At 43.0% G+C, this 19,460-nt stretch carries 16 protein-coding genes and 2 tRNA genes; 6 read left to right on the forward strand and 12 right to left on the reverse strand.

Annotated elements, in window-relative coordinates; genetic code table 11:
• Positions 1-168: 168 nt before the first annotated feature.
• Complete coding sequence (locus HC752_RS08050; protein ID WP_238930458.1) at positions 169-621, forward strand: C40 family peptidase; 453 nt, start codon at positions 169-171, stop codon at positions 619-621.
• A 195-nt stretch (positions 622-816) separates the two neighbouring features.
• On the opposite strand, the gene HC752_RS08055 is transcribed toward HC752_RS08050, so the two are convergent.
• From HC752_RS08055 to HC752_RS08065, 3 genes are all read right to left on the reverse strand, one after another.
• On the reverse strand, positions 817-1,161 hold the full coding sequence (locus HC752_RS08055; protein WP_190334618.1) for a DUF3802 family protein: 345 nt from the start codon (positions 1,159-1,161) through the stop codon (positions 817-819).
• 138 nt (positions 1,162-1,299) lie between these two features.
• A complete protein-coding gene (locus HC752_RS08060; protein WP_190334619.1) occupies positions 1,300-2,256 on the reverse strand; it encodes a sensor domain-containing diguanylate cyclase in 957 nt (318 codons plus the stop codon).
• Positions 2,256-3,218 carry a response regulator gene (locus HC752_RS08065; RefSeq protein WP_190334620.1) on the reverse strand — a complete coding sequence of 321 codons (963 nt, stop codon included), beginning with the start codon at positions 3,216-3,218 and terminating at the stop codon, positions 2,256-2,258. Before HC752_RS08065 ends, HC752_RS08060 begins: the two co-directional genes overlap by 1 nt.
• Positions 3,219-3,477: 259 nt before the next feature.
• On the opposite strand from HC752_RS08065, the gene HC752_RS08070 reads away from it, so the two are divergent.
• Both HC752_RS08070 and HC752_RS08075 read left to right on the forward strand, forming a co-directional pair.
• Positions 3,478-4,338, forward strand: coding sequence for a fructosamine kinase family protein (locus tag HC752_RS08070; protein ID WP_190334621.1), 861 nt, complete (start codon positions 3,478-3,480; stop codon positions 4,336-4,338).
• Positions 4,339-4,719: 381 nt separating this feature from the next.
• The gene (locus HC752_RS08075; RefSeq protein WP_190334727.1) at positions 4,720-4,923 is read left to right on the forward strand and encodes a CPXCG motif-containing cysteine-rich protein; all 204 of its coding nucleotides are present in this window, start codon (positions 4,720-4,722) and stop codon (positions 4,921-4,923) included.
• 96 nt (positions 4,924-5,019) lie between these two features.
• On the opposite strand, the gene HC752_RS08080 is transcribed toward HC752_RS08075, so the two are convergent.
• A complete protein-coding gene (locus tag HC752_RS08080; RefSeq protein WP_190334622.1) occupies positions 5,020-5,628 on the reverse strand; it encodes a riboflavin synthase subunit alpha in 609 nt (202 codons plus the stop codon).
• On the opposite strand from HC752_RS08080, the gene HC752_RS08085 reads away from it, so the two are divergent.
• Positions 5,629-7,101, forward strand: coding sequence for an MATE family efflux transporter (locus HC752_RS08085; RefSeq protein ID WP_190334623.1), 1,473 nt, complete (start codon positions 5,629-5,631; stop codon positions 7,099-7,101).
• A 115-nt stretch (positions 7,102-7,216) separates the two neighbouring features.
• On the forward strand, positions 7,217-8,227 hold the full coding sequence (locus tag HC752_RS08090; protein WP_190334624.1) for a DUF3080 family protein: 1,011 nt from the start codon (positions 7,217-7,219) through the stop codon (positions 8,225-8,227).
• A 15-nt stretch (positions 8,228-8,242) separates the two neighbouring features.
• Here the strand turns inward: HC752_RS08090 and HC752_RS08095 are convergent, their stop codons facing one another.
• Positions 8,243-9,085: a DNA ligase gene (locus HC752_RS08095; RefSeq protein ID WP_190334625.1), complete on the reverse strand. Its 843-nt coding sequence runs from the start codon at positions 9,083-9,085 to the stop codon at positions 8,243-8,245.
• 681 nt (positions 9,086-9,766) lie between these two features.
• On the opposite strand from HC752_RS08095, the gene HC752_RS08100 reads away from it, so the two are divergent.
• Positions 9,767-10,006 (forward strand): RNA recognition motif domain-containing protein, encoded by a 240-nt coding sequence (locus HC752_RS08100; protein WP_190334626.1) that lies wholly within the window; start codon positions 9,767-9,769, stop codon positions 10,004-10,006.
• A gap of 234 nt (positions 10,007-10,240) precedes the next feature.
• Here HC752_RS08100 and HC752_RS08105 read toward each other — a convergent pair.
• The 7 genes from HC752_RS08105 to HC752_RS08135 form a co-directional block, all read right to left on the reverse strand.
• Positions 10,241-10,317, reverse strand: a tRNA-Val gene (locus HC752_RS08105).
• A gap of 55 nt (positions 10,318-10,372) precedes the next feature.
• A tRNA-Val gene (locus tag HC752_RS08110) sits at positions 10,373-10,449 on the reverse strand.
• Between the two features lie 330 nt (positions 10,450-10,779).
• On the reverse strand, positions 10,780-11,928 hold the full coding sequence (locus HC752_RS08115; RefSeq protein ID WP_190334627.1) for a flavohemoglobin expression-modulating QEGLA motif protein: 1,149 nt from the start codon (positions 11,926-11,928) through the stop codon (positions 10,780-10,782).
• 108 nt (positions 11,929-12,036) lie between these two features.
• Positions 12,037-16,125 (reverse strand): RHS repeat-associated core domain-containing protein, encoded by a 4,089-nt coding sequence (locus tag HC752_RS08120; RefSeq protein ID WP_190334628.1) that lies wholly within the window; start codon positions 16,123-16,125, stop codon positions 12,037-12,039.
• 13 nt (positions 16,126-16,138) lie between these two features.
• Positions 16,139-17,050, reverse strand: coding sequence for a hypothetical protein (locus HC752_RS08125; RefSeq protein ID WP_190334629.1), 912 nt, complete (start codon positions 17,048-17,050; stop codon positions 16,139-16,141).
• 42 nt (positions 17,051-17,092) lie between these two features.
• Positions 17,093-18,904, reverse strand: coding sequence for a type VI secretion system tip protein TssI/VgrG (gene tssI, locus HC752_RS08130; protein ID WP_190334630.1), 1,812 nt, complete (start codon positions 18,902-18,904; stop codon positions 17,093-17,095).
• A 56-nt stretch (positions 18,905-18,960) separates the two neighbouring features.
• Entirely contained in the window at positions 18,961-19,440 is a 480-nt protein-coding gene (locus HC752_RS08135) for an Hcp family type VI secretion system effector (protein ID WP_101115393.1), read from the reverse strand.
• Positions 19,441-19,460 lie beyond the last annotated feature (20 nt).

Raw genomic sequence — 19,460 nt, forward strand, 5'->3', positions numbered from 1 at the left:
CTTTGCATTCCTTAGTTTATTCGCTTAACTTGGGTCGTATTGGGCGGATAATTCCGCATTTTTCATAGTCCGCGATTGCTCGCTCATGACAGCCGTATTTCGAAGATAATATATTTAACAATCAAAACGAGTATGTGTTTTAAAAAAATTGTATCGATAAAGTTATTAATGGTAAGCGCGCTCTTGGTCGGCTGCTCTACCCCACAATCTGACGTTACTGCTGACACATATGCGCCAAGCGCTACGCTAAATAGTGCGACACAGAAAGCTCTGAGCAAAGTGTATGTAAAGTGGGAAGGCGTACCTTATCGATTTGGGGGAAATGATCGCGGTGGCATAGATTGTAGCGCCTTCACCAGAGTGGCTTTCAATGAAGCTTTTGCAACGCCGTTACCTAGGACAACGCAAGAACAAAGCAAAGTGGGAAAACAGGTGTCATACAAGGAAGCTAAAACCGGAGATCTTGTATTTTTTAAGATAGCTCGCAAACAACATCACGTTGGTGTGTATATGGGAAACAATACATTTATGCATGCTTCTACATCGAAAGGGGTCATCATCTCGCGCCTAGATACCCCTTATTGGACCAACGCATTTTGGCATTTCCGAAGAGTAAACTAGCGGACTGTTCTCATTTTGTGATGACGACTCAAGGGCGATAGCTAGACTCAAGGGGGACAGCTAAACTCAGGCGAGCTCAGGTCGAGATTGCTTACGTGTAAATTCAAAAGGGGCTAGTCAAAGACCAATCCCTTTCCGTTACCAATAATCGGTTAATTGTGTGCGCTTTCTGTACTTAAAGTACCGTCATCAAACTTAATCGTATATTGCCACAGCAGTATCGAACAGGTTTTTAACCAGTGCTATATATTCATCTAAAAAACTAATTTGCTCATTTGTGGCTTTCTTGTTCCACGCGCCAGCAAGCACTTCACCCAAATCGTCAACAACAGCATCCGCTTCTTTAAGCAGTTTAAATCGTACGCTTGAGTGCAGTTCAGGATTTTGTTCAAAGATAGCCATAATATTGGTTGCAATGAGATCAGTAACGACGTCTTCGATACTCTCATCGCCCGTATCACCTTCGACTTGGGCAAATATGTCTAGGTTCATTGTTAAATGCTCAATAAGAGCAAGATAGCCATCAGTTTCTACAACCACTATTCATCTCCACCGTGTTGGTGTCTTATTACTTCTACCTAAATTCTAAGACATATCTGATGAATTTGATATATCAACAGAACCAAATGACCAACAAATAACGTGGTAATTTGATCTCGTTATAATTAACCAAGGGCATTAAGTATAGATTGTAGACTGATTACGTCCGTTTTGCTTTGAGCTGTATAATGCCTTATCGGCGGATTCAAGCCAGGCTAAGTAATTTTCCATTTTGGATGAAAATTCACTGATACCAAGGCTTATTGTAAACACAATCTCTCCCTTCTCTGTTGAAACTAGAGTTTCTTCAACGCGTTTTCTGAGCCTTTCAGAAAAATAGTAAGCTTGATCGGAATTGGTATTGGGGAGGAGCACCGTAAACTCTTCTCCCCCATATCGACCGCAAAAGTCCGCCTGCCTCGCTGTTTTCTTCAACAAGTGAGCGGTTTGCCGGATAACACTATCGCCCGAGCTATGACCATAGGTGTCATTAACCTTCTTGAAGTGATCAATATCGAAGATGACTAACGATGCTGGAGTACACAAGGTCTGACACTGAATAAATTGCTCACTGAGGCACTGTTCCCAATGTGCACGGTTGTATAAACCGGTTAACCCATCAGTTCGGCTAAGGTGGCTGAGTTTTTGGTTGGTTTCTCGAAGGTGTAATTTCTTTTTTGCTATGTCAGAAACATCATGAATCATTAGACAGACATGCGTCACTTCTCCCGTTAGCGCCTTAAGTGGTGTGATGACAACATTTTGGTACATCACCGACAAGCCATTTGAGACAGGGGAAAAGTTATTGAATTCAAAAAGGTAAGGTCTGTCCTCCCAACTGGAGAATCCGCGCATTTTTAGCTTTATCGAAGCTTCAATTTTTGATTTTAACCACTCAGACGGAAGTTGAGGAAAGAGATCAAATAGATTATGTCCCATGATGATGTCGGCAGTGATTCCGCTGTAAGACTGCATAAAGCTATTCCATGTGCAGACATTGTAACTCTTATCGAGAACAACCAGCCCTGAATCCATATTATCCATCACTTGCAAAGCCCAGTGAAAATCTGCAATATCAAGGGTTATATCTGACATTACATCGTCTCCAGAATACGTTTTATTTTGCCGACAGACCGTGAATCAATAAGGAAGAGTACTTCACATTCAAAGTTAATTGACTCGGCAAAATACGTGTACTCGATCGTAAACAGCTCCCCCATCCCGCCAACATTGAGTGAATTAATTTCTTGATGGAAATGATCAATCACTGCGGGTTGACGCAACGCAAACTGTGTACACATCTGTTCACCAAGCGATACGAGGTAAGACGCCACTAACAAATTGGCAATATTAATGACCACTTCGTTGTATGAAGATTCTTTCACCTTAAACCCAAGGCTCTGCCCCATTTCCTCTATTTGGTTACCCCGCATACACACCAATGCTTCACCGTGTATGCCTCCGCCAACAAAGCGCTGAGCAACCGCTATGGATCCTTCTCGATGCAATACATCTTCAAGCGTCATCGCGAGCTCACCAAGGCTTAACAAACCAACACTTGGGATAGGAATATGAATAAACTCACCCAAATGGTCTGAAATGATCGCGGCTCCTCTACCTAATGAGATATTGGTTAACTCTTTAAACTTCGTCATAGGATCGAGCTTAGGTAATGGATCCGAAGAGGCGTTTTGAGCAAACGTGAGTCCAATACGAGGAAACAAAGGCATTGCAATTTCAGGGTTGAGAGGTTTCTCTAAAAATTCATATGCCCCAAGGTTTCGGCAGCGATCTTTTGCGGCTTGTTGTACATCGCCGGAAACAACAATCACTTTTGTGGGGTAATCATTTACTGGGAGAGCAGAAAGTACTTCATAGCCATCAAGAACGGGCATAGTAAGATCCAGAAACATAACGTCTATGCTCTGTATCTTCAATATGTCCAGAGCTTCCTGACCGTCACCAGCAAAAAGTATTTGTTGGTGCGCAGAATTAGCGATACAACGAGCGACTGACTTTCTAGCCAGCACCGAATCGTCACAAATAAGTACTTTCATAACAAACGCATGGGGATTATATTCCTGAATCAACATCACACTATAGTGTATTGATTTTACAAACCTATGCTTTAGTTTATTTTTTGTCTTCAAAATCTGAGTTGCTTCACATCTACTCATGAAAAGAAGATCTTGATCAGATCGCTTAATCATAACCGCATAAATTGTATTGGCTATATGTGGCGGATTTAACAGTAACTAAAAAAAGTTATGGGCTAATATTGGTGTGAGACTATTCAATTATTAATAGGGACCGGATATGTGGCAATCCATAGCGCAGCAACTTTCTGAAGTACTCGTTTTTGATTACAAAATTTCCGAAAAAGTCCGTTTGAGCGGCGGTGACATTAACCAGAGCTATATGATCAGCGACGGTGAACAACGTTATTTTGTTAAGGTTAACGACCGTTCTTTTCTTCCTCGATTTGAGTCGGAATCGGAAGGCCTTACTGCTCTAAGACAATCCGACGCATTATTTCTACCAGAAGTCGTTCATGTGGGTCACTGCAAAGATCATGCGTTTCTCATTCTTAACTACATACCATGCAAACCCTTAGAAAGTGCGAAAGCCAGTTATCGATTTGGCTTGCAGCTTGCTAAACATCATAATTGGGGCGATCAACGGGAGTATGGCTTTGACTCAGATAACTACATTGGTACAACGTTACAACCCAACTCTTGGCATAAAAACTGGGCTCGTTTCTTTTCTGAACAACGTATTGGTTGGCAACTTCAATTAATGCAAGAAAAAGGCGTAGAACTTGGACGAGCCGATGAAATTGTTGCCTCCGTATACGATCGGCTTGCTGCCCATCACCCTACTCCTTCATTGCTCCATGGTGACCTGTGGAGCGGAAACATATCGAACACGCCAGTTGGTCCGATGTTATATGATCCTGCGCCTTATTGGGGCGATCCAGAATGCGACATTGCCATGACAGAACTTTTTGGTGAGTTTATGTTGGATTTTTACCAAGGTTACGAAAGCGTAAGACCACTCGATTCCGGCTATCAAACGCGCAGAGATGTTTATAATCTTTACCACATTTTAAACCACTACAATTTGTTTGGTGGGCACTATCTAGATGATGCTCAAAATATTGTAGATAGCTTACGGTAGGTATATTTTTATTGGGAGGGGGACAGTTTAGATCATACCTAGTCAGTGGCGCGTGTCAGCGGGCAAAATTGATTGGTCGGATTTGTGTTGTCGCCGCTCTAATATCGGCACATAATTAATATTTCAAATTATTACGGTCTTATTTCCCTTTACTATGGCGAACAATTCATCGTTTTGGGGCGGGTCGTAATATTCCTCATCTGCTATTTTTTTCAGCTTATCTGTTTTTTATGACCCTCAACACGTGGTCTAAATCATTTTCCCTAAAAAATTTGCACTTAAGCATATTTCATACTTAATTCAATTCTATTAGCAAGGCAAAAGTCTAGTATGAACACGAATTCATTAGAGGATTCTCAATGGTGTTTGGCAGGGGGGGATATGAAAAATTACACAGAAAAAAGTGTAAAGTGTCCACATTGTGGATACAGAATAGGCATTACTTTGGACTCATCAAATGGCAGCCAAGATTTTTACGACGACTGCCCATCTTGTTGTTATGCAATTCATTTTAATATGTTAGTAGACGAACAGCATGATAAGGTGCAGCTAACTGTCCATGCCGATGACGAACAAATACACTGAACTCAATGAGTTTGGTACTGTTTTTAGTTACATGACAAATTAAAAGAGCACCAAATTCAAATTGGTGCTCTTTTTAATCATCAATCCGGTTGTCCATTATTCTCGATCGGCTAGTACTCTTTCCACTGTATCGACGATGGCTTGTGTTTGCGGATCAAATTCTATATTGACTAGATCGCCAATTGTTCGACTTCCGAAAAGAGTACGCGTCAATGTTTCAGGAATAAGGTGAACGCAAAATCTGTTTTCTTTCACACTGCCTATGGTGAGTGAGCAACCATCAATACCAATGTAGCCTTTTTCCAACACGTAGCGCATTTGATTAGGTTCTAACTCAAACCAAAGAGTGCGATTGTTCTCTGTGCTTTCAACATCAGAAATTTTAGCAACGGTCGAAATGTGTCCCGACATTGAGTGACCACCAATCTCGTCACCAAACTTTGCTGCTCTCTCTATGTTTATTCTGTCACCCGCTTGGCATGCCCCTAAGTTTGTGAGTTTTAGTGTTGCTTGCATCAAATCAAACCACACATGGCTACCTTCTCTCTTCGTTACGGTCAGGCAACAACCATTATGGGCAACTGACGCACCTATTTGCAGATTTTCACCTAAACTGCCATTCAATTCGACAATGTGAGTTTGGAATTCCTTTTTCTTTTCTATCGATACGATCTTCGCTGTACCTTGTACAATTCCAGTAAACATATGGCTCTCTTTTCTATACTCAACAAAGTTATTGGTATCTTACGATCAATTCTTTATTATGCGCCACTCTATCCCCGTTTGTATGCTGTATCGGAGCTGTCTGTGCATCGCTATCAAAAAGAAGCCGCTAAACTCATTACGTTAGCCACCCCGGTTCTCATTGCGTCCGTCGCCCAAACAGGCATGGGGTTTGTCGACACCGTAATGGCCGGCGGTGTCAGCCCAACCGACATGGCAGCAGTCGCTATCGCTACAAGTGTTTGGCTACCCTCTATCTTGTTTGGAATCGGTCTGCTTATGGCCCTTGTTCCCGTGGTTGCGCAATTAAATGGCTCTAGTCGTCAGGTTAAGATTCCTTTCCAAATTCAACAAGGGATCTATATGTCATTTCTTTTATCGGTTCCTATTATTGCGGTGCTTTTTCAAACACAACAAATTCTAGATTGGATGCACGTTGAAGCGCTCATGGCAGAGAAAGCCAGTGGGTACATGTACGCCATTATGTATGCCGTACCGGCATTTTTGTTGTTTCAAACACTGCGCAGCCTCACAGATGGTCTGTCGTTAACCAAACCAGCGATGGTCGTCGGATTTCTTGGTTTACTTCTTAATATTCCGCTTAACTGGATATTCGTATACGGTAAATTTGGTGCGCCTGCCTTGGGCGGTGTTGGCTGTGGTGTAGCAACGACCATCGTTTACTGGATCATGTTCGGCATGATGCTTTTTTATGTCGCAAAGGCAAAGAAACTCCACCACATCAATTTGTTTGGTGCATTTCACCCTCCACAGTGGAAAGCACAGCTTCGCTTATTCAAGTTAGGTTTGCCTGTCGCAGCTGCACTGTTTTTTGAAGTGACTCTGTTTGCAGTTGTTGCATTACTTATTGCCCCCCTTGGACCGACAACGGTTGCTTCCCACCAAGTCGCGATGAACTTTTCATCATTGATCTTTATGCTTCCTATGAGCATTGGCGCAGCCCTAAGTATTCGAGTTGGACACAAGCTGGGGGAAAAGAGTACCGAAGGGGCAACAATAGCGTCTCGAGTTGGTATCATTGTTGGCTTAGTCACTGCGTGTTTCACAGCATTGATGACCATTGTTTTCAGAGAGCACATTTCTCTGTTGTACACCGACAACCGAGAAGTGGTCTCTGTTGCAAGCGCCCTTTTGGTATACGCCGCCGTTTATCAGTGTACGGATTCAATTCAAGTCATTGCTGCTGGTGCATTGCGCGGTTACAAAGACATGAAAGCCATTTTTAATCGAACGTTCATCGCGTACTGGGTACTAGGATTGCCAACCGGATACATTTTAGGCATGACGGATTGGGTTACTGAGCCTATGGGCGCAACGGGTTTCTGGATAGGTTTTATTATTGGGTTGAGTTCTGCCGCCGTTATGCTCGGACTCCGCCTTCATTGGATGCACAAGCAGCCCAACGACATTCAGTTGGAATTCTCGTCACGTTAGATCCTGAACTATAATTCCCTGAGTCCCTAGGCATTATAGTTTCCATTGATGTATCTTTGGTTTTAAGACGTATTAAGTGTTTATACTCCACCAGTATATTCGAGGAAAACTTGTCGTGCGTGCCATCGCTATTCTTTGTATCACCATGCTTTCAGGGTGTAAGGAGCCGCCAGCACTCTCCATGTACGAAGACTACCTAACTCGTATAGCCCGTGTGCAAGGCGTTGCCCCTTTGAGCCCACCCGATACGTATTTTGTTAGCCTTCCAGACAAAAAACATCTTCAAACCCCTATCCCACGCATTTCCCTTGGGTTGCTCGAATCTTATGAGTTAAGGCGCTGTGGACTATTTGAACTGATCGCGGAAAGGAATTCATCACTCGGAAAAGTTCAAGATGAATTTCATCAGCTAGATTATGAAACGCGATTTCTTGCTGGAGTAGAAAAGTGCCTGAATCACTCTAATGTATCTGAAGGGGTTCAGCGAAAACTCCGCATTGCCTACGAGCAAAAGTTAGCGCATTACCCGCTACACCTTGCGCATACTATTACTCAAAGTGACGCTTGGCGTACTCAGCTCAGTGGCAATGACTGGTTGCCTATTGAAGGGGCTTTCGGGTTAACGGAGCTAGATCTGGCACTTAAACCGTTTTACCAAATTACATTGCAATTGTCCGATACCTCAAAAGACAAAGAGCATAATACAGTAAATAGTCAATATGTTACGTCGTCACAGAAAGTAATAGAAACGACTAATGTCATCGGTGCTCTGAGTTTTAGCTTAGCTAATAGTACCTTGTGGCTCAATCAAGCAACGGAACAACTTAATCAATTCGATGAAAACATTCGCTGTGGAGAGAAACGGGATAACACGCAGTTCACGTATATGAAAAACGTATTTCAAAGCCAGTATGTCGAGAAAATTCAACCGTATTTATCAAGGCTAGATAAAACATACAGGAAACTGAATGTCGAGCTGGCGGTCATTCTGCAAAAAACCAATGAAAGTTACCCAAATTTCTACAAAATAGAGCAACACCATAAGGGGTTCAAATCTGCGATACTGAGTCATGTTAAATACTGGCAAGGGCTGTTCGCTAGATGCGGAGGCGCTCCAGGTTCTTAAACTCGATCGTTTTAGCTACTCTACTCTTTCACGCAGGAAACGGGCGAATCGCGGTTTTCCAGATTCAGTACGTCCGTTGAAGCGGTAAGTGATAGTCGCACCAATGGGCAGTGGTTGTTTTCTCATTGAATCTTTTAGCCCGCTTCCAATATAGAACTCTTTACCATTGGCACAACGCACCAGATACGAGCCCAGCATTCCGTGGTACTTTCCTTCTCCCGGCTTGTACCCAATGATTGTTGCTTCGGCGTCTTCATATTTTTTGAGCTTGAGTAAATCGTTTGAACGCCCTGCTCGGTAGCTTTGATTTACTCTTCTAAGCATCAAACCTTCGCCATAATTGTCATCGACTCTGTCGAGCATTTTCATCAGCTGAGAATGATTAGATGCGGAAATGTGCTCTACATATCGAATATGGTGTCGATCGACGGTTTTTACCCAATTTTTTATATCGTAATAACGTTTCGCATAGTCACCCGCTGAGTGAGGCAAATCGAAAATCATAAATTGGATGTTTTTCCAGGCGATATCAGATGGGGTTTTGTCCATAACCGTTTGCTGAACAACATGAAACTTCCCTCTTCCAGCCCATAACTCGCCCTCCATTTTCAAAGAAGGGAGCCCTTCGGTGAACCAAGCAGGCGCGTGAATCTTGGTCCCTTTACGTGTGTAAAGCGATGTACCGTCCCAGACAGCGCGAATGCCATCAAGTTTTTCTGATACCCAATATTCATCTAGGTCAATTTCAGACGAATACTCGTTGGCAAGTAACAACGCGGGTTCTGCTGGCCTTTGTGCGATTGCCGATGCACCAGATAGTGCAGCAAAAATAACACACGCTAAAATCCTTTTTCTCATATCTACCCCTTATATAACCCACGTGAACTCAGTCACTTGAAAAAATTGGGTTACTCAGGGTAGTTGTATCAAATTGCTCGCTATTTTCGCGACGTAATCATCCGGTATATGCGAGCTAATCACTTCAATAAGTGACCATGGATGTAAACGGTTGCAAAAAGTTCGGAGAACAATCACTTTTTCTTTTCGATTTGACCGTTATCTTCTGTGCATAATGATGCTATTGAAACGGTCTTCACTCCGCATTACCGATAGATAACAATCCATTTTGTGACTTCCATTCCTGTGAATGTTTTCACTATTTTCTCGGACAGTTAACCATCGGCTTTCTTGTGATGCCTATAATAGCCTTCATATTTATTAGACAGAGTAACCTATTCCCCTGCCCGCGAGACTACCAGTTTAAGCCCCTGTCAGACTAGCGATAACGGCAAATAATAGAATTCCGTTTTGTGTATTAACTTACACTCCCCCAATGACGTTAAAAACAAGCTGAAAAAAGGCTTTGCACTGCACAAAGCCTTTTACGTTCTACATTTTTAAACGGTACATTTTTCACCAATGAATTTTACTCTTTACCCTGCTACCAAGTTTCCTGCATGGACCGCTAAAAATCATTCCTTGGTTTTAGTTACATTAGCTGCGACAATCCACGCGTAATCAATACACCAACGGATACTTATGAAACTTTTAGTTCGCAACCTCGCTCGCTCCACTTCTGAACAAGACATTCGAGTTCTATTTTCTACTCATGGCGCTGTCGCGGAATGTAATCTCGTATTAGATCAAGAAACGGGAAACTCAAAGGGTTTTGCGTTTGTTGAGATGCCGAACGATGACGAAGCAAAAACAGCAATCAATGCGCTAAATATGACGAATGTTGATAAAAGTAAGATCCGCGTTAAGCGAGCGGAAAGCTAGAATATCCGGTCAAAAGCCAACCGCATTCTCGTTGGCTTTTGATTGTGTTGAATTACAAAGCAGAGTTTTGAACTTCGCCAGCTTATGTCCAACACCGTACTCGCACTCTGACCAACTACGATAAGACTATTCTACTGTGTTAGTCGTAAGCCAAAACGGGTTAAGTAAGTGAAAGAAATGGGCGAGTCACAGATACAAAAAAACCTGCTCTAAAAGCAGGTTTTTTGTGAAATTTGGTGGGTCCGGGCGAACTCGAATCGCCGACCCCCGCCATGTCAAGGCGGTACTCTAACCAACTGAGCTACGGACCCAAATAACAACGTTCGTCATGCAATGTTTATAAAACAACGCATATTCAATAAGGAATGGTGCGTCCGAGTGAACTCGAATCACCGACCCCCGCCATGTCAAGGCGGTACTCTAACCAACTGAGCTACGGACGCATTCCCTTGGAACGAGGAGGATATTACCCATTGCGGCTCAGGGGTGCAAGCGGAAATTTTATGTTTTTGAACTGGTTGGCGTCTTTATCATCATGTTGGCTGTAAAACACCCAATAAGCAGAGTAATGGAAAACCAATTTGCCCATCACCAATCACTATAATGGGCGATCGTCTTTGCAGTAACTGCTTTTCCGATTCTTCCACTCAATCAGATATCAGGCGTTGGCCCAGCTCCGTTTCATGGACATGAACAAAGAAATACAGTGGCAAAAGAGAAAACTCTTAGTTTTTCGCTAAAGAGACCGGTTTCCTTGAACTCCCTTTTAGATGCTATTTGAGCGCGTTGGCGACAAACTTATAGATGGGATCGGTCAACGCAGGTTTAGCGATTGCTGGGCTAATGAGTTTTGGAGGGAGGAGGATACCCTCCTCGACTAACGCTTTGATTGTAGAGAAATACCGTATTTCTGTTTTGCCCGCGAGCAGTAAATTAAACTCATCCCCAAGTTGATCATAGGCGTTAAGAATCTCTCTAAATCCACTTAGGTAGAGATAGTCCTTAGTATAACCACCTCCTCGATATACACGGCTTGTTATAGTGAAAGCCGTCATATCATCCGTCTTGTATTGCTCTTTGAGTAATAAGAAAGTACGTCGAAAATCGCGGTCTGTAATCATCGATTCCACGGCCGCAACACGAAGTGCTAATGTTCTAAGACGTTTAAGACTAAAGTGACCGGATAAAAACTCACACAAAATTGCCAACCCTTCTTGAGTTGTTGTGTTGACAGGGCATCCCAAACTCAGCAGTTTCAGCGGTTGCATACGAGCATTGATGGTGGTGAGTAAGTGGACTCCTAATTCATGATGAGCGAGGGCATGCATTTCTTGGGTGGAGATACTAGCAGCGGCATTGATTTTCACTTTGCTACCAGAAACGAGAGCATTGGCTATCATGCTCGTGCTAATTTCAATTTCGCCTACATAGCCATGTTCGGTGCAAAATTGCTGCATGAAAGCGGCAATCTCATTACAGTCATGGTGAAGAGAGGTATCTTCTTCAATGGGAAGATGTAACAAAAAATGGGCATTACGCACATCTTTACTGCTTGGTTCACCATAGTAACGCAGCGAGTTGTACAGAAAATCTGCGCCGCCTATTGAACTGAGTTGATCGAGTTTATCTGCATAGGATTGAATCACTTCTGCATAGAGTAAGCGAAGTTTCTCGTTGTCGATTTTCTCGATAGGAAGAGAGTAGAGGTCTCGTTTAGCTTGATGAACATCAAACGTTTGCTCTTTGTACGTAAAGCTTGGCTCGACGGAAAAACGATTGTCGAAAAAACGTTGCCGCTCTTCAGCGTAATTCAGTGGGGTGACGCTGCTTAAAATATCTATATTTTCAACAAGTGAAGAGAGATGTTCATCTATCTTTCCAGCAACAGCCAATATCTGCTTATTTTCTTTATTAACCATCATAGTGTACACCGCCATTTTTATTCAGTGTGTATCAACTAATATGTTTTTACCAATAAAAACTCATCCTTAGGCGATAAAAAAGAGAGCGATAAGAAAGAGCTATAAACCCTAATGCTGATCAGTTAGGCTGAACGCTTTCTCAGAAGCATTATCACTATCAAATTGAACGGTTATACTGACCTGAGTGGGATCTTTCTTACGCTTAAGAATCGCTTTTCTTAGCACTTTGTAATGCTCCTCAAAAGTCAGAAGCTGATTCCCATTCTTGGTGCAGTTTTCCAGCAAGCCAGTAGTGGGGTTTGGGTACTCAAGGTTTTTAACTCTCCGGTACCGTGGCAACCCTGTTGCACTCGCTCCATGTTTTTCCAATAAATGAACCTTATCTGTACCGTATAGCCACTCCAAAAGCACAATTCTATCTCTAAAATCAGACTCAGACATCTTAGAAACTACTGTCTTACTAGGGTTAGCCGTGCGACCAGAATCTGTAGGGAGCACTGCCATTGCATAACGCCCAAAACCAGCAACGTCTTCACATGCTCGCATATCCACCAGATCATCTGGAATTGGGTGGAATGCAGGTATAGAAGCGTTCCCCTTGTATACAATTCCAAAAGCCAGATCACTTACCATTGTTTTTGAGAACCCCAGTGAAGCGCAGCTATTCATCGAAGTAATGCTTCCAAAAACATGAGGCATCACTAAATTGGAAACCACTTGGGTTTCAATGACTCCGCTACTCGCTACGTTTGGGCTGACTATCGCATCTGGTTCTTCGCAACACAAACCTGATGGAGCTATCCACATTACTGGGTTTGGGGCATATTGATAGTGGTTGATCCCACCCAGTAAACCAATTGGGTCAGGTTGGATAAAACGACCAGTGAGCGGATCGTAGTATCGGGATAGGTTGTAGTGCAGCCCAGATTCGGGGTCGAAATACTGTCCCTGAAAACGGATCGGGTTGGTGACTTGCTCTATCTCAACATTCGCCTGCCCTTGCGGATTGTAGTTGGCTTGCCATACAACCTTGCCGTTATGATCCACCATCCGTATAGGGGTACCTAAGTGGTCGTTTTGATAGAAGTAGCATGCTTCCCCCATCACCAGCATTAATGGTGCGTGGCTATTAGGCTGGTAGAGATACCAACGATAACTGCTCTGAGTCACTTCTCCTATCAGTTTGCTGCCTTGCCATATAAATTGAGTAACGCCCGTTTCTGTCGTCTTCTTACTTCGGCGGCCTAAAGCATCGTATTCGTAGTGTGCAAGCTTGCCATTGTGGTTGACCGTCACCAATTGATTCAGTGCATTAAACTCACGCCTTTGCAAGTGGTCGTCACCTTCTACCTTTACTTGATTGCCTTGGTCGTCGTAGTGATAACGCAAACCTTCAAATTCAAGAATACGGTCTTGCTCAACAACAATGTCATCACCTACAGGATTGCCAAAGCTATCAAATCGATACTTATAGACATCATGGGGTGTTTTAACACGGGCCAGCTGGGTCAGCTTGTCGTAATGAAAGTGTGTATGCCCTAGCTCGTTATCGGCGTAACTGGCAAGATTATGCGCGACGTCATAGCGGTATTGTCGGCTACGAGTGCGCCATTCTTGAGATTTTAACCGACCGAGACCATCGTACGTTCTGACCTCATTTAAGTTGTTACCATAATTCAAAGAAGCCAACCGCCCCATTGGGTCATATTGGATTTCGATGTTTGATGGGAGCGGTTCACCTCGGCTTTGGGTCGCTCGGGCAATCGTGACTAAGCGACCAAACTCATCGTAGCCGAAGTACAGACACTCTCCACAGGGTAATTCTAGTGCTTTACAAAGCCCGTGGTCGTTGTATTGATACCCTATATAAGCGGTCGATTGCCATTCAGTACTTGGAAGACCTTGCTCGGTGTATTCAAAGGCGAGGCTCGTCGATTCATTTGAAGCGCTTAGGAGTTTACCTCCAAGGCTATGCTGAAAATGACACTCATTAAAGGTGTGCCTTGTTTTGGCTTTGATCGACGAAATGTCGCCGTGGGCATTGTAGGTGATTTTTACGGCTCGATTCCCCGACTGCAATTCGCGGATACGACCGGAAATATCGTACTGGTAGTGCTGCTTGGTTCCATCAAACCCTTGCGTCTGGGTTAACAGCCCATCTGGCGAAAACGTGAGATGGTAGCCTAAGTCATCGCTTCGAAGAATAGATTTGAGATTACGCTCTCCATCGTACTGGAAAGACAGGGCACTGCCGTCATTACGGTTTAGCTCTTCTGGTTGAGAAAGTTCACCCCATACAAACCCTGTTAATCCGCTTGGCGTTCGTATGGACGTAATGCGACCTGCATCATCGTAAGAATACGAATGTTCACGGCATACGCTTTTATCAAAACCATGAAATATACGCTGGCGAATCAACTGACCTGTGTCGCTTTGTTCGAAGGTGACGAGCATACCGTCAGGATAAGCCATACCGTTGATTCGATTGTTTGGGTTGTAGCTGTATCGAATTAATGAGCCGTTCGTTTGTAAACCCTGAAGTTGATTCTGTTCATTCCACCACCATCGCTCACTGTTGCCATTCGACTGGGTTCGCTCTATCAAGCGACCTTTTTTATCATAGTGATAGTGGCTAAAAACCTGGTTTTCATTAACACTAGAAACGAGCTGACCAAGGCTATTGTATTTACGACGGCTGGTTTGACCATCTGGCGTAATGATGGCTTCAGGTCTTCCCATTTCATTGTACCGATACTGGGTAACGGCACCACTACTATGGCGCTTAACTGTCAACTGCCCAAATTCGTTGTAAAAATGTTCAGTAAAAGTACCATCAGGTTGAATTTCTTTCGCGAGCCGCCTTAACTCGTCGTATTGCCATTCTTGAATACGACCCTCTGGGCTGGTTTTCTTTAACAGCTTACCGCTATTATCATGGTTGAAAAGCCAGCGGTTACCCAAAGTATCGGTATAGCTAGATTCTCCATTGCCAAAGACAAAGTGGTAGTCATAAGCACCATTGTCTCCATAATTTCGTGTGCACTTCGCTTTTTTCCCATCACCTTGCCACTCAAAGTAATGAGTGAATCCGCTCGGACGTGTTCTGGTCAAAAGCAATGCGTCATCTCGATACGTGTACGTTTCACACAGCCCAGATTGGTTGGTAGCAGAGGTAAGTAGCCTGTCTTCCACCTTGTATTCCACAACAAAACTTTCCGTATTCGGGCACTTTAATCCGATGAGCTGCCCTTCTCTATCGTATTGGCAATACAAGGCGAGGACACTGTTTGAATGCAATTCAATCAGTCTCCCATGAGAAGAATATTTTAAATCGATTTGCTTGAGCGCAATGTCCCGTATTTGAATCAGTTTCCATGCGTCATTAAATGGAAAGAACTTGTATTGAGTTCCATCTGATAAAGTGACGATTCGGTATCCATTTGCATGGTGTAAACAAGAAGCCCCTGCATATATCTGGTGGCTGATCGCCCCTTTACCTACAGGCAAGAACTCAATGGCGTAACCAAAATCATCCACAAAACGCCAACTTTCTACCTTTTTTTCTTCATTCTCAATTTCAAAAAAATTAAAGCAATAGTTATGGCGCCAGCCAAACCCCAACCCTTGATCATGCTCGCAGAGTGATGAGCGGTAATGACGTACCCATTTCAAACCATCTAAGTGAACAAAATCATCAAGAGATAAGAGCTCTTCACCTGTCACCATGGAAATAGAGCCTCCACCGGTTTCGTGTTCTTTGGCACTCACTGGTGTATGGGGCTCGGATGACGCACTTGCATTGTCTTGTGCTTCTTCAGATTGACCATCTGATAGGGCTTTTTCTTCTGTCTCTTCATACACCACTTTCCTAAACGCGGTAGCTGTACTAGAAATGGAAGGGGTGGACACTTCGACATAACAAAATAACATTCCGTGCGCCAAAAAATACGCTAATGCTTGAATTTGGTCATGTTGGCGCTCAAATACCTTAAGTGGTACTGACGTACTAGGCGACAAGAATTGGCAAAGCAAAGCCAGAGATTGGGAATCTGATTTTGTAAATAAGAAATGTGCAAAGTTTTTCGCTTCACGTTCGTCTTGAAAGGACTTTAATTTCCCTTTCCCTTGCTTAGTTCTAGAGAAGGTGTAAAGCTCTGACCCGCACCGAATCACTTTACTGAAGTTATCCTTAATCATTCAATCTAGCTCGTTATACACGCCATGTAAGTGCCGCCGCCGCCCTAAACTTGTTGTTCGACACGTCAAGTTGAAAACAGTGAAACCCCTCCACCGGATTTGTTCTTTGCTCATGTTCTAGTTGGAGGAGTTTCCATAGACCGCTGTTCGCCCCTAAATCACCGACTTCTGTTTCAGTGAATAAATAGCCGCTCTCTTCGTTCACAACGTTATGAATATGATGAAGTTCATTGCTCCATTCTTCGACAACATTATCTGGCACACCAAACGGGAGGCAGATATTGGTAAATGAAGAACGCGCTGACTTCGCGCCAGCTCTCATGAGAAAACGAATGCTGTCGCCAGGCTGTTTATCCATCGTTGATGCATCAATTTGTCCCCACTCAAAAACTAAGCCGTCCGTTGAACCAACGGCTTTAACGAGGAAAAAACTGTCGTTGATCGAGATAGCTGACTCTGTTACTTCGTCTTGAACACAAAACGCCGGAGATGAATCGATACCCAGCAACCAAACACCTGAATCAGAGTACTGTTGGATTAACGTATTGAGCTTTGTCAGTGACATCAAAAATGACGCTCTTCCATACGTATAAATGAGCTTAGGCGCTGAACTTCTTAATGGGTAAAAGTACTTTTTCAGTTCCTGATACAAGGGGGTGAAATCATCTGACGTTTGTTTTTCTGGCAAAAACACAAGACACGGAGCAGGCTCAGATACTTTCTCCAAGTCTGAGCGACACGCTTTAACAATATCGCAAAGCCGAGTAACTACGCTTTCTGATTGACTTGAAATCATTCGATTCGCAGGACCTAAAACGTGCTGCGAATTCTCCATATTTACCTTGTAGTTTGATGTTTTCATCAAAATACTATTCAAGTTTTGGTGACCAGCTTTTAGTGCTACTGGTCTAAACGTAAAAGGCATTCGTATCCTAACTTAAGTAAAGCTTTCTCTCTCAAGAAAAACTTAATTGAGAGCGATCTTCCCTGCTTTTAAATCAATAGCCGATCCATTTATTGCAATTTGATTACCTTTAATATTGATTTCGCCAGAGCTAGACATCGTTATCGATGCTCCGCCCACTTTAATCTCAATATTCTTGCCTGCGCTAAGAGATAAAACTTCACCAACGTCAATGCTGAGGTTTTTCCCAACGTTATGCGCTTCATTGTTGTTAACCGTTTCGACTTTGTCTTTTTCCACCAAAATGTCGGCACTGTCTTCAACCACTGACTGAAAATCCTTTTGCGAATGCAGGTAAACCAACTCTTTACCTGGTTTATCGTCAAATCTCAGTTCATTGAAATCACTCGCTCCCCCTTTCACACTTCGGCTCTTGATACCACTTTGTGTTTTCTTATCCGGCAGCGCATAAGGAGTTGCATTGGCACCATTATAAAGCGCGCCCATAACAATAGGCTGATCTGGATCTCCGTTAATAAATTCAACGATAACCTCTTGCCCTACTCGAGGAATGAACGTACTTCCCCAACCGTTTCCGGCACTTTGCTGGGCTACACGAATCCAGCAAGAGCTTTGAGCGTCTCGCTTCCCTTCCCGATCCCAATGAAACTGAACCTTGATTCGACCATATTTATCTACGTGAATATCACCTTCAGAAGGTCCCGTAACAATGGCGGTTTGGATGCCTTGAATTCTTGGCTTTCCGAGGGGAATGGAAGGTCGGAAGAGCTTTTTGACATCCATACAATAAAATTGGATTTCAAGACCTTGTGCTGCGTTACCATGGCTGCCCGTCTGGTTAAAAACAGAAGCGTTTATTGATACATGGGAAAGAACAAATTCTTTACCGACGAACGCTTTATCTTCATGATCTTCAAATTTGAAGGTGTGCCCAGTGGTAAACGTGCGGCAGCTTGAGTTACCAGAAAACACTTGGCTTTCTCTTTGCAAGGACTCAAGAATATGCTGATTTCTATACGCGTACTTATCAGCGGTTTCCTCTTCCCCCATGTACTCATAATATTCACTCATCGGCGGAGTATAAGACACAGGCTTCATTAGCACGTTGTGGCTCGGTAGGCTATTGGGTTTCAGCATATCGAAGCCAGATAAACAACTTGCTTTGGTTGTAATCGTTTGGGTTTCTTGCCAAGAAGATATGTGAGCTTGATCTGAGCTTCCTGTAGTATGGATAACTTCAGCTTCGATACTCGGCTGGTAAAAGCTCAAATCATCAAACAATTCTAGCTTGTGACCTGATTCCTCATGGAGGAAACTAAAACCAATCCCTTCTTCTGCTAAAATTCTCAATATAAAATCAAGATCAGTTTCGTTATATTGAACTTTAAACGTGTACTTTGAATACGATTTACTGAGCTTTAAATTAAATTCGACGGCATGCTCTCCTAATAATAAAGATACGATCTCTTTAACATCTTTATTTTGGAATATTCGATTATTTTTTCTATAAGAACAAAGTGCCAATCTAGGTTTAATTGTCAACTCAATGTCTTTGTAATTTTCACCGTCATTACTTGTTGATACTCGACTCCCCAAAATACGAGCACTAGTCACCACACCATGAAAATATCTAGGTGTATCGGTTACTTCTATGGAGTTATCCATTAGAATGATAGCTGGCTTACCAATTATTTGACTGAGTTCGCCTTGAGTGCCATTAAAATAGGCTAAAGCTTGTAGTGAGAAAAGTTCTGAAAGACCTTCATAATATTGAAAGCTATTCAGAATGATTGTGTCATACCCAAATGCAGTGGATATTTTGATGAAATTATTACTTTGTGTCGCTTTTTTCATTACAGACTTCTTACTGAGTGAGACAAGTGCGGGGCAAAGCTGCCCCGCAACATGAATTACATTTGCTGACCTTTAACGCCGCTGTAACCGTAAACAAGAGGAGCAACAACGTTGTTCTTGTCATCAGTTGGAGTAACTGTCATCATCATTTCTGTGTAAGAAATAGTGATAGTCTCTACTGGACGGTCGTCTTGGATAGAAACGGCGTAGTTTGAAATCATTGCATCGGTAAGTTCGATCTTCATGATTTCTTCCACTTTTTCACCTTGCTTAGTGATGTGGAATACAGCTGGCTTACCTTTACCGATGGTCGCTTCTTTGAAAAGATCTGGAGAAGCGCGGTCTTGTAGTTTAGTGATAGTCAAGTCGTACAGACGAGTAGAGCTTGCTTCACGGTCTTGAGCAGTACCAGTGTAAGAAGTAATTTCACGACCTACGCTCCAATCAACAGAAAGTAGAGTGATCAGATCCTTGTACTGCTCAGCAGTAGCTTCACCTTTAATATCCGCGTATTTAAGGTATGTATTTGCCTGCATGCTAATCTCCTATAGCATTG

This window comes from Vibrio sp. S9_S30 (genome assembly GCF_014694455.1).
Classification (GTDB): domain Bacteria; phylum Pseudomonadota; class Gammaproteobacteria; order Enterobacterales; family Vibrionaceae; genus Vibrio.

Excerpts from the sequence above, each read along its gene's own strand:
- HC752_RS08100 (WP_190334626.1), top strand. The coding sequence starts at position 9,767 with ATGAAACTTTTAGTTCGCAACCTCGCTCGCTCCACTTCTGAACAAGAC.
- HC752_RS08065 (WP_190334620.1), bottom strand. The coding sequence starts at position 3,218 with ATGAAAGTACTTATTTGTGACGATTCGGTGCTGGCTAGAAAGTCAGTC.
- HC752_RS08075 (WP_190334727.1), top strand. The coding sequence starts at position 4,720 with ATGAAAAATTACACAGAAAAAAGTGTAAAGTGTCCACATTGTGGATAC.
- HC752_RS08080 (WP_190334622.1), bottom strand. The coding sequence starts at position 5,628 with ATGTTTACTGGAATTGTACAAGGTACAGCGAAGATCGTATCGATAGAA.
- HC752_RS08125 (WP_190334629.1), bottom strand. The coding sequence starts at position 17,050 with ATGCCTTTTACGTTTAGACCAGTAGCACTAAAAGCTGGTCACCAAAAC.
- HC752_RS08120 (WP_190334628.1), bottom strand. The coding sequence starts at position 16,125 with ATGATTAAGGATAACTTCAGTAAAGTGATTCGGTGCGGGTCAGAGCTT.
- HC752_RS08060 (WP_190334619.1), bottom strand. The coding sequence starts at position 2,256 with ATGTCAGATATAACCCTTGATATTGCAGATTTTCACTGGGCTTTGCAA.
- HC752_RS08085 (WP_190334623.1), top strand. The coding sequence starts at position 5,629 with ATGGCTCTCTTTTCTATACTCAACAAAGTTATTGGTATCTTACGATCA.
- HC752_RS08095 (WP_190334625.1), bottom strand. The coding sequence starts at position 9,085 with ATGAGAAAAAGGATTTTAGCGTGTGTTATTTTTGCTGCACTATCTGGT.
- tssI (WP_190334630.1), bottom strand. The coding sequence starts at position 18,904 with ATGAAAAAAGCGACACAAAGTAATAATTTCATCAAAATATCCACTGCA.
- HC752_RS08135 (WP_101115393.1), bottom strand. The coding sequence starts at position 19,440 with ATGCAGGCAAATACATACCTTAAATACGCGGATATTAAAGGTGAAGCT.
- HC752_RS08115 (WP_190334627.1), bottom strand. The coding sequence starts at position 11,928 with ATGATGGTTAATAAAGAAAATAAGCAGATATTGGCTGTTGCTGGAAAG.
- HC752_RS08050 (WP_238930458.1), top strand. The coding sequence starts at position 169 with ATGGTAAGCGCGCTCTTGGTCGGCTGCTCTACCCCACAATCTGACGTT.
- HC752_RS08070 (WP_190334621.1), top strand. The coding sequence starts at position 3,478 with ATGTGGCAATCCATAGCGCAGCAACTTTCTGAAGTACTCGTTTTTGAT.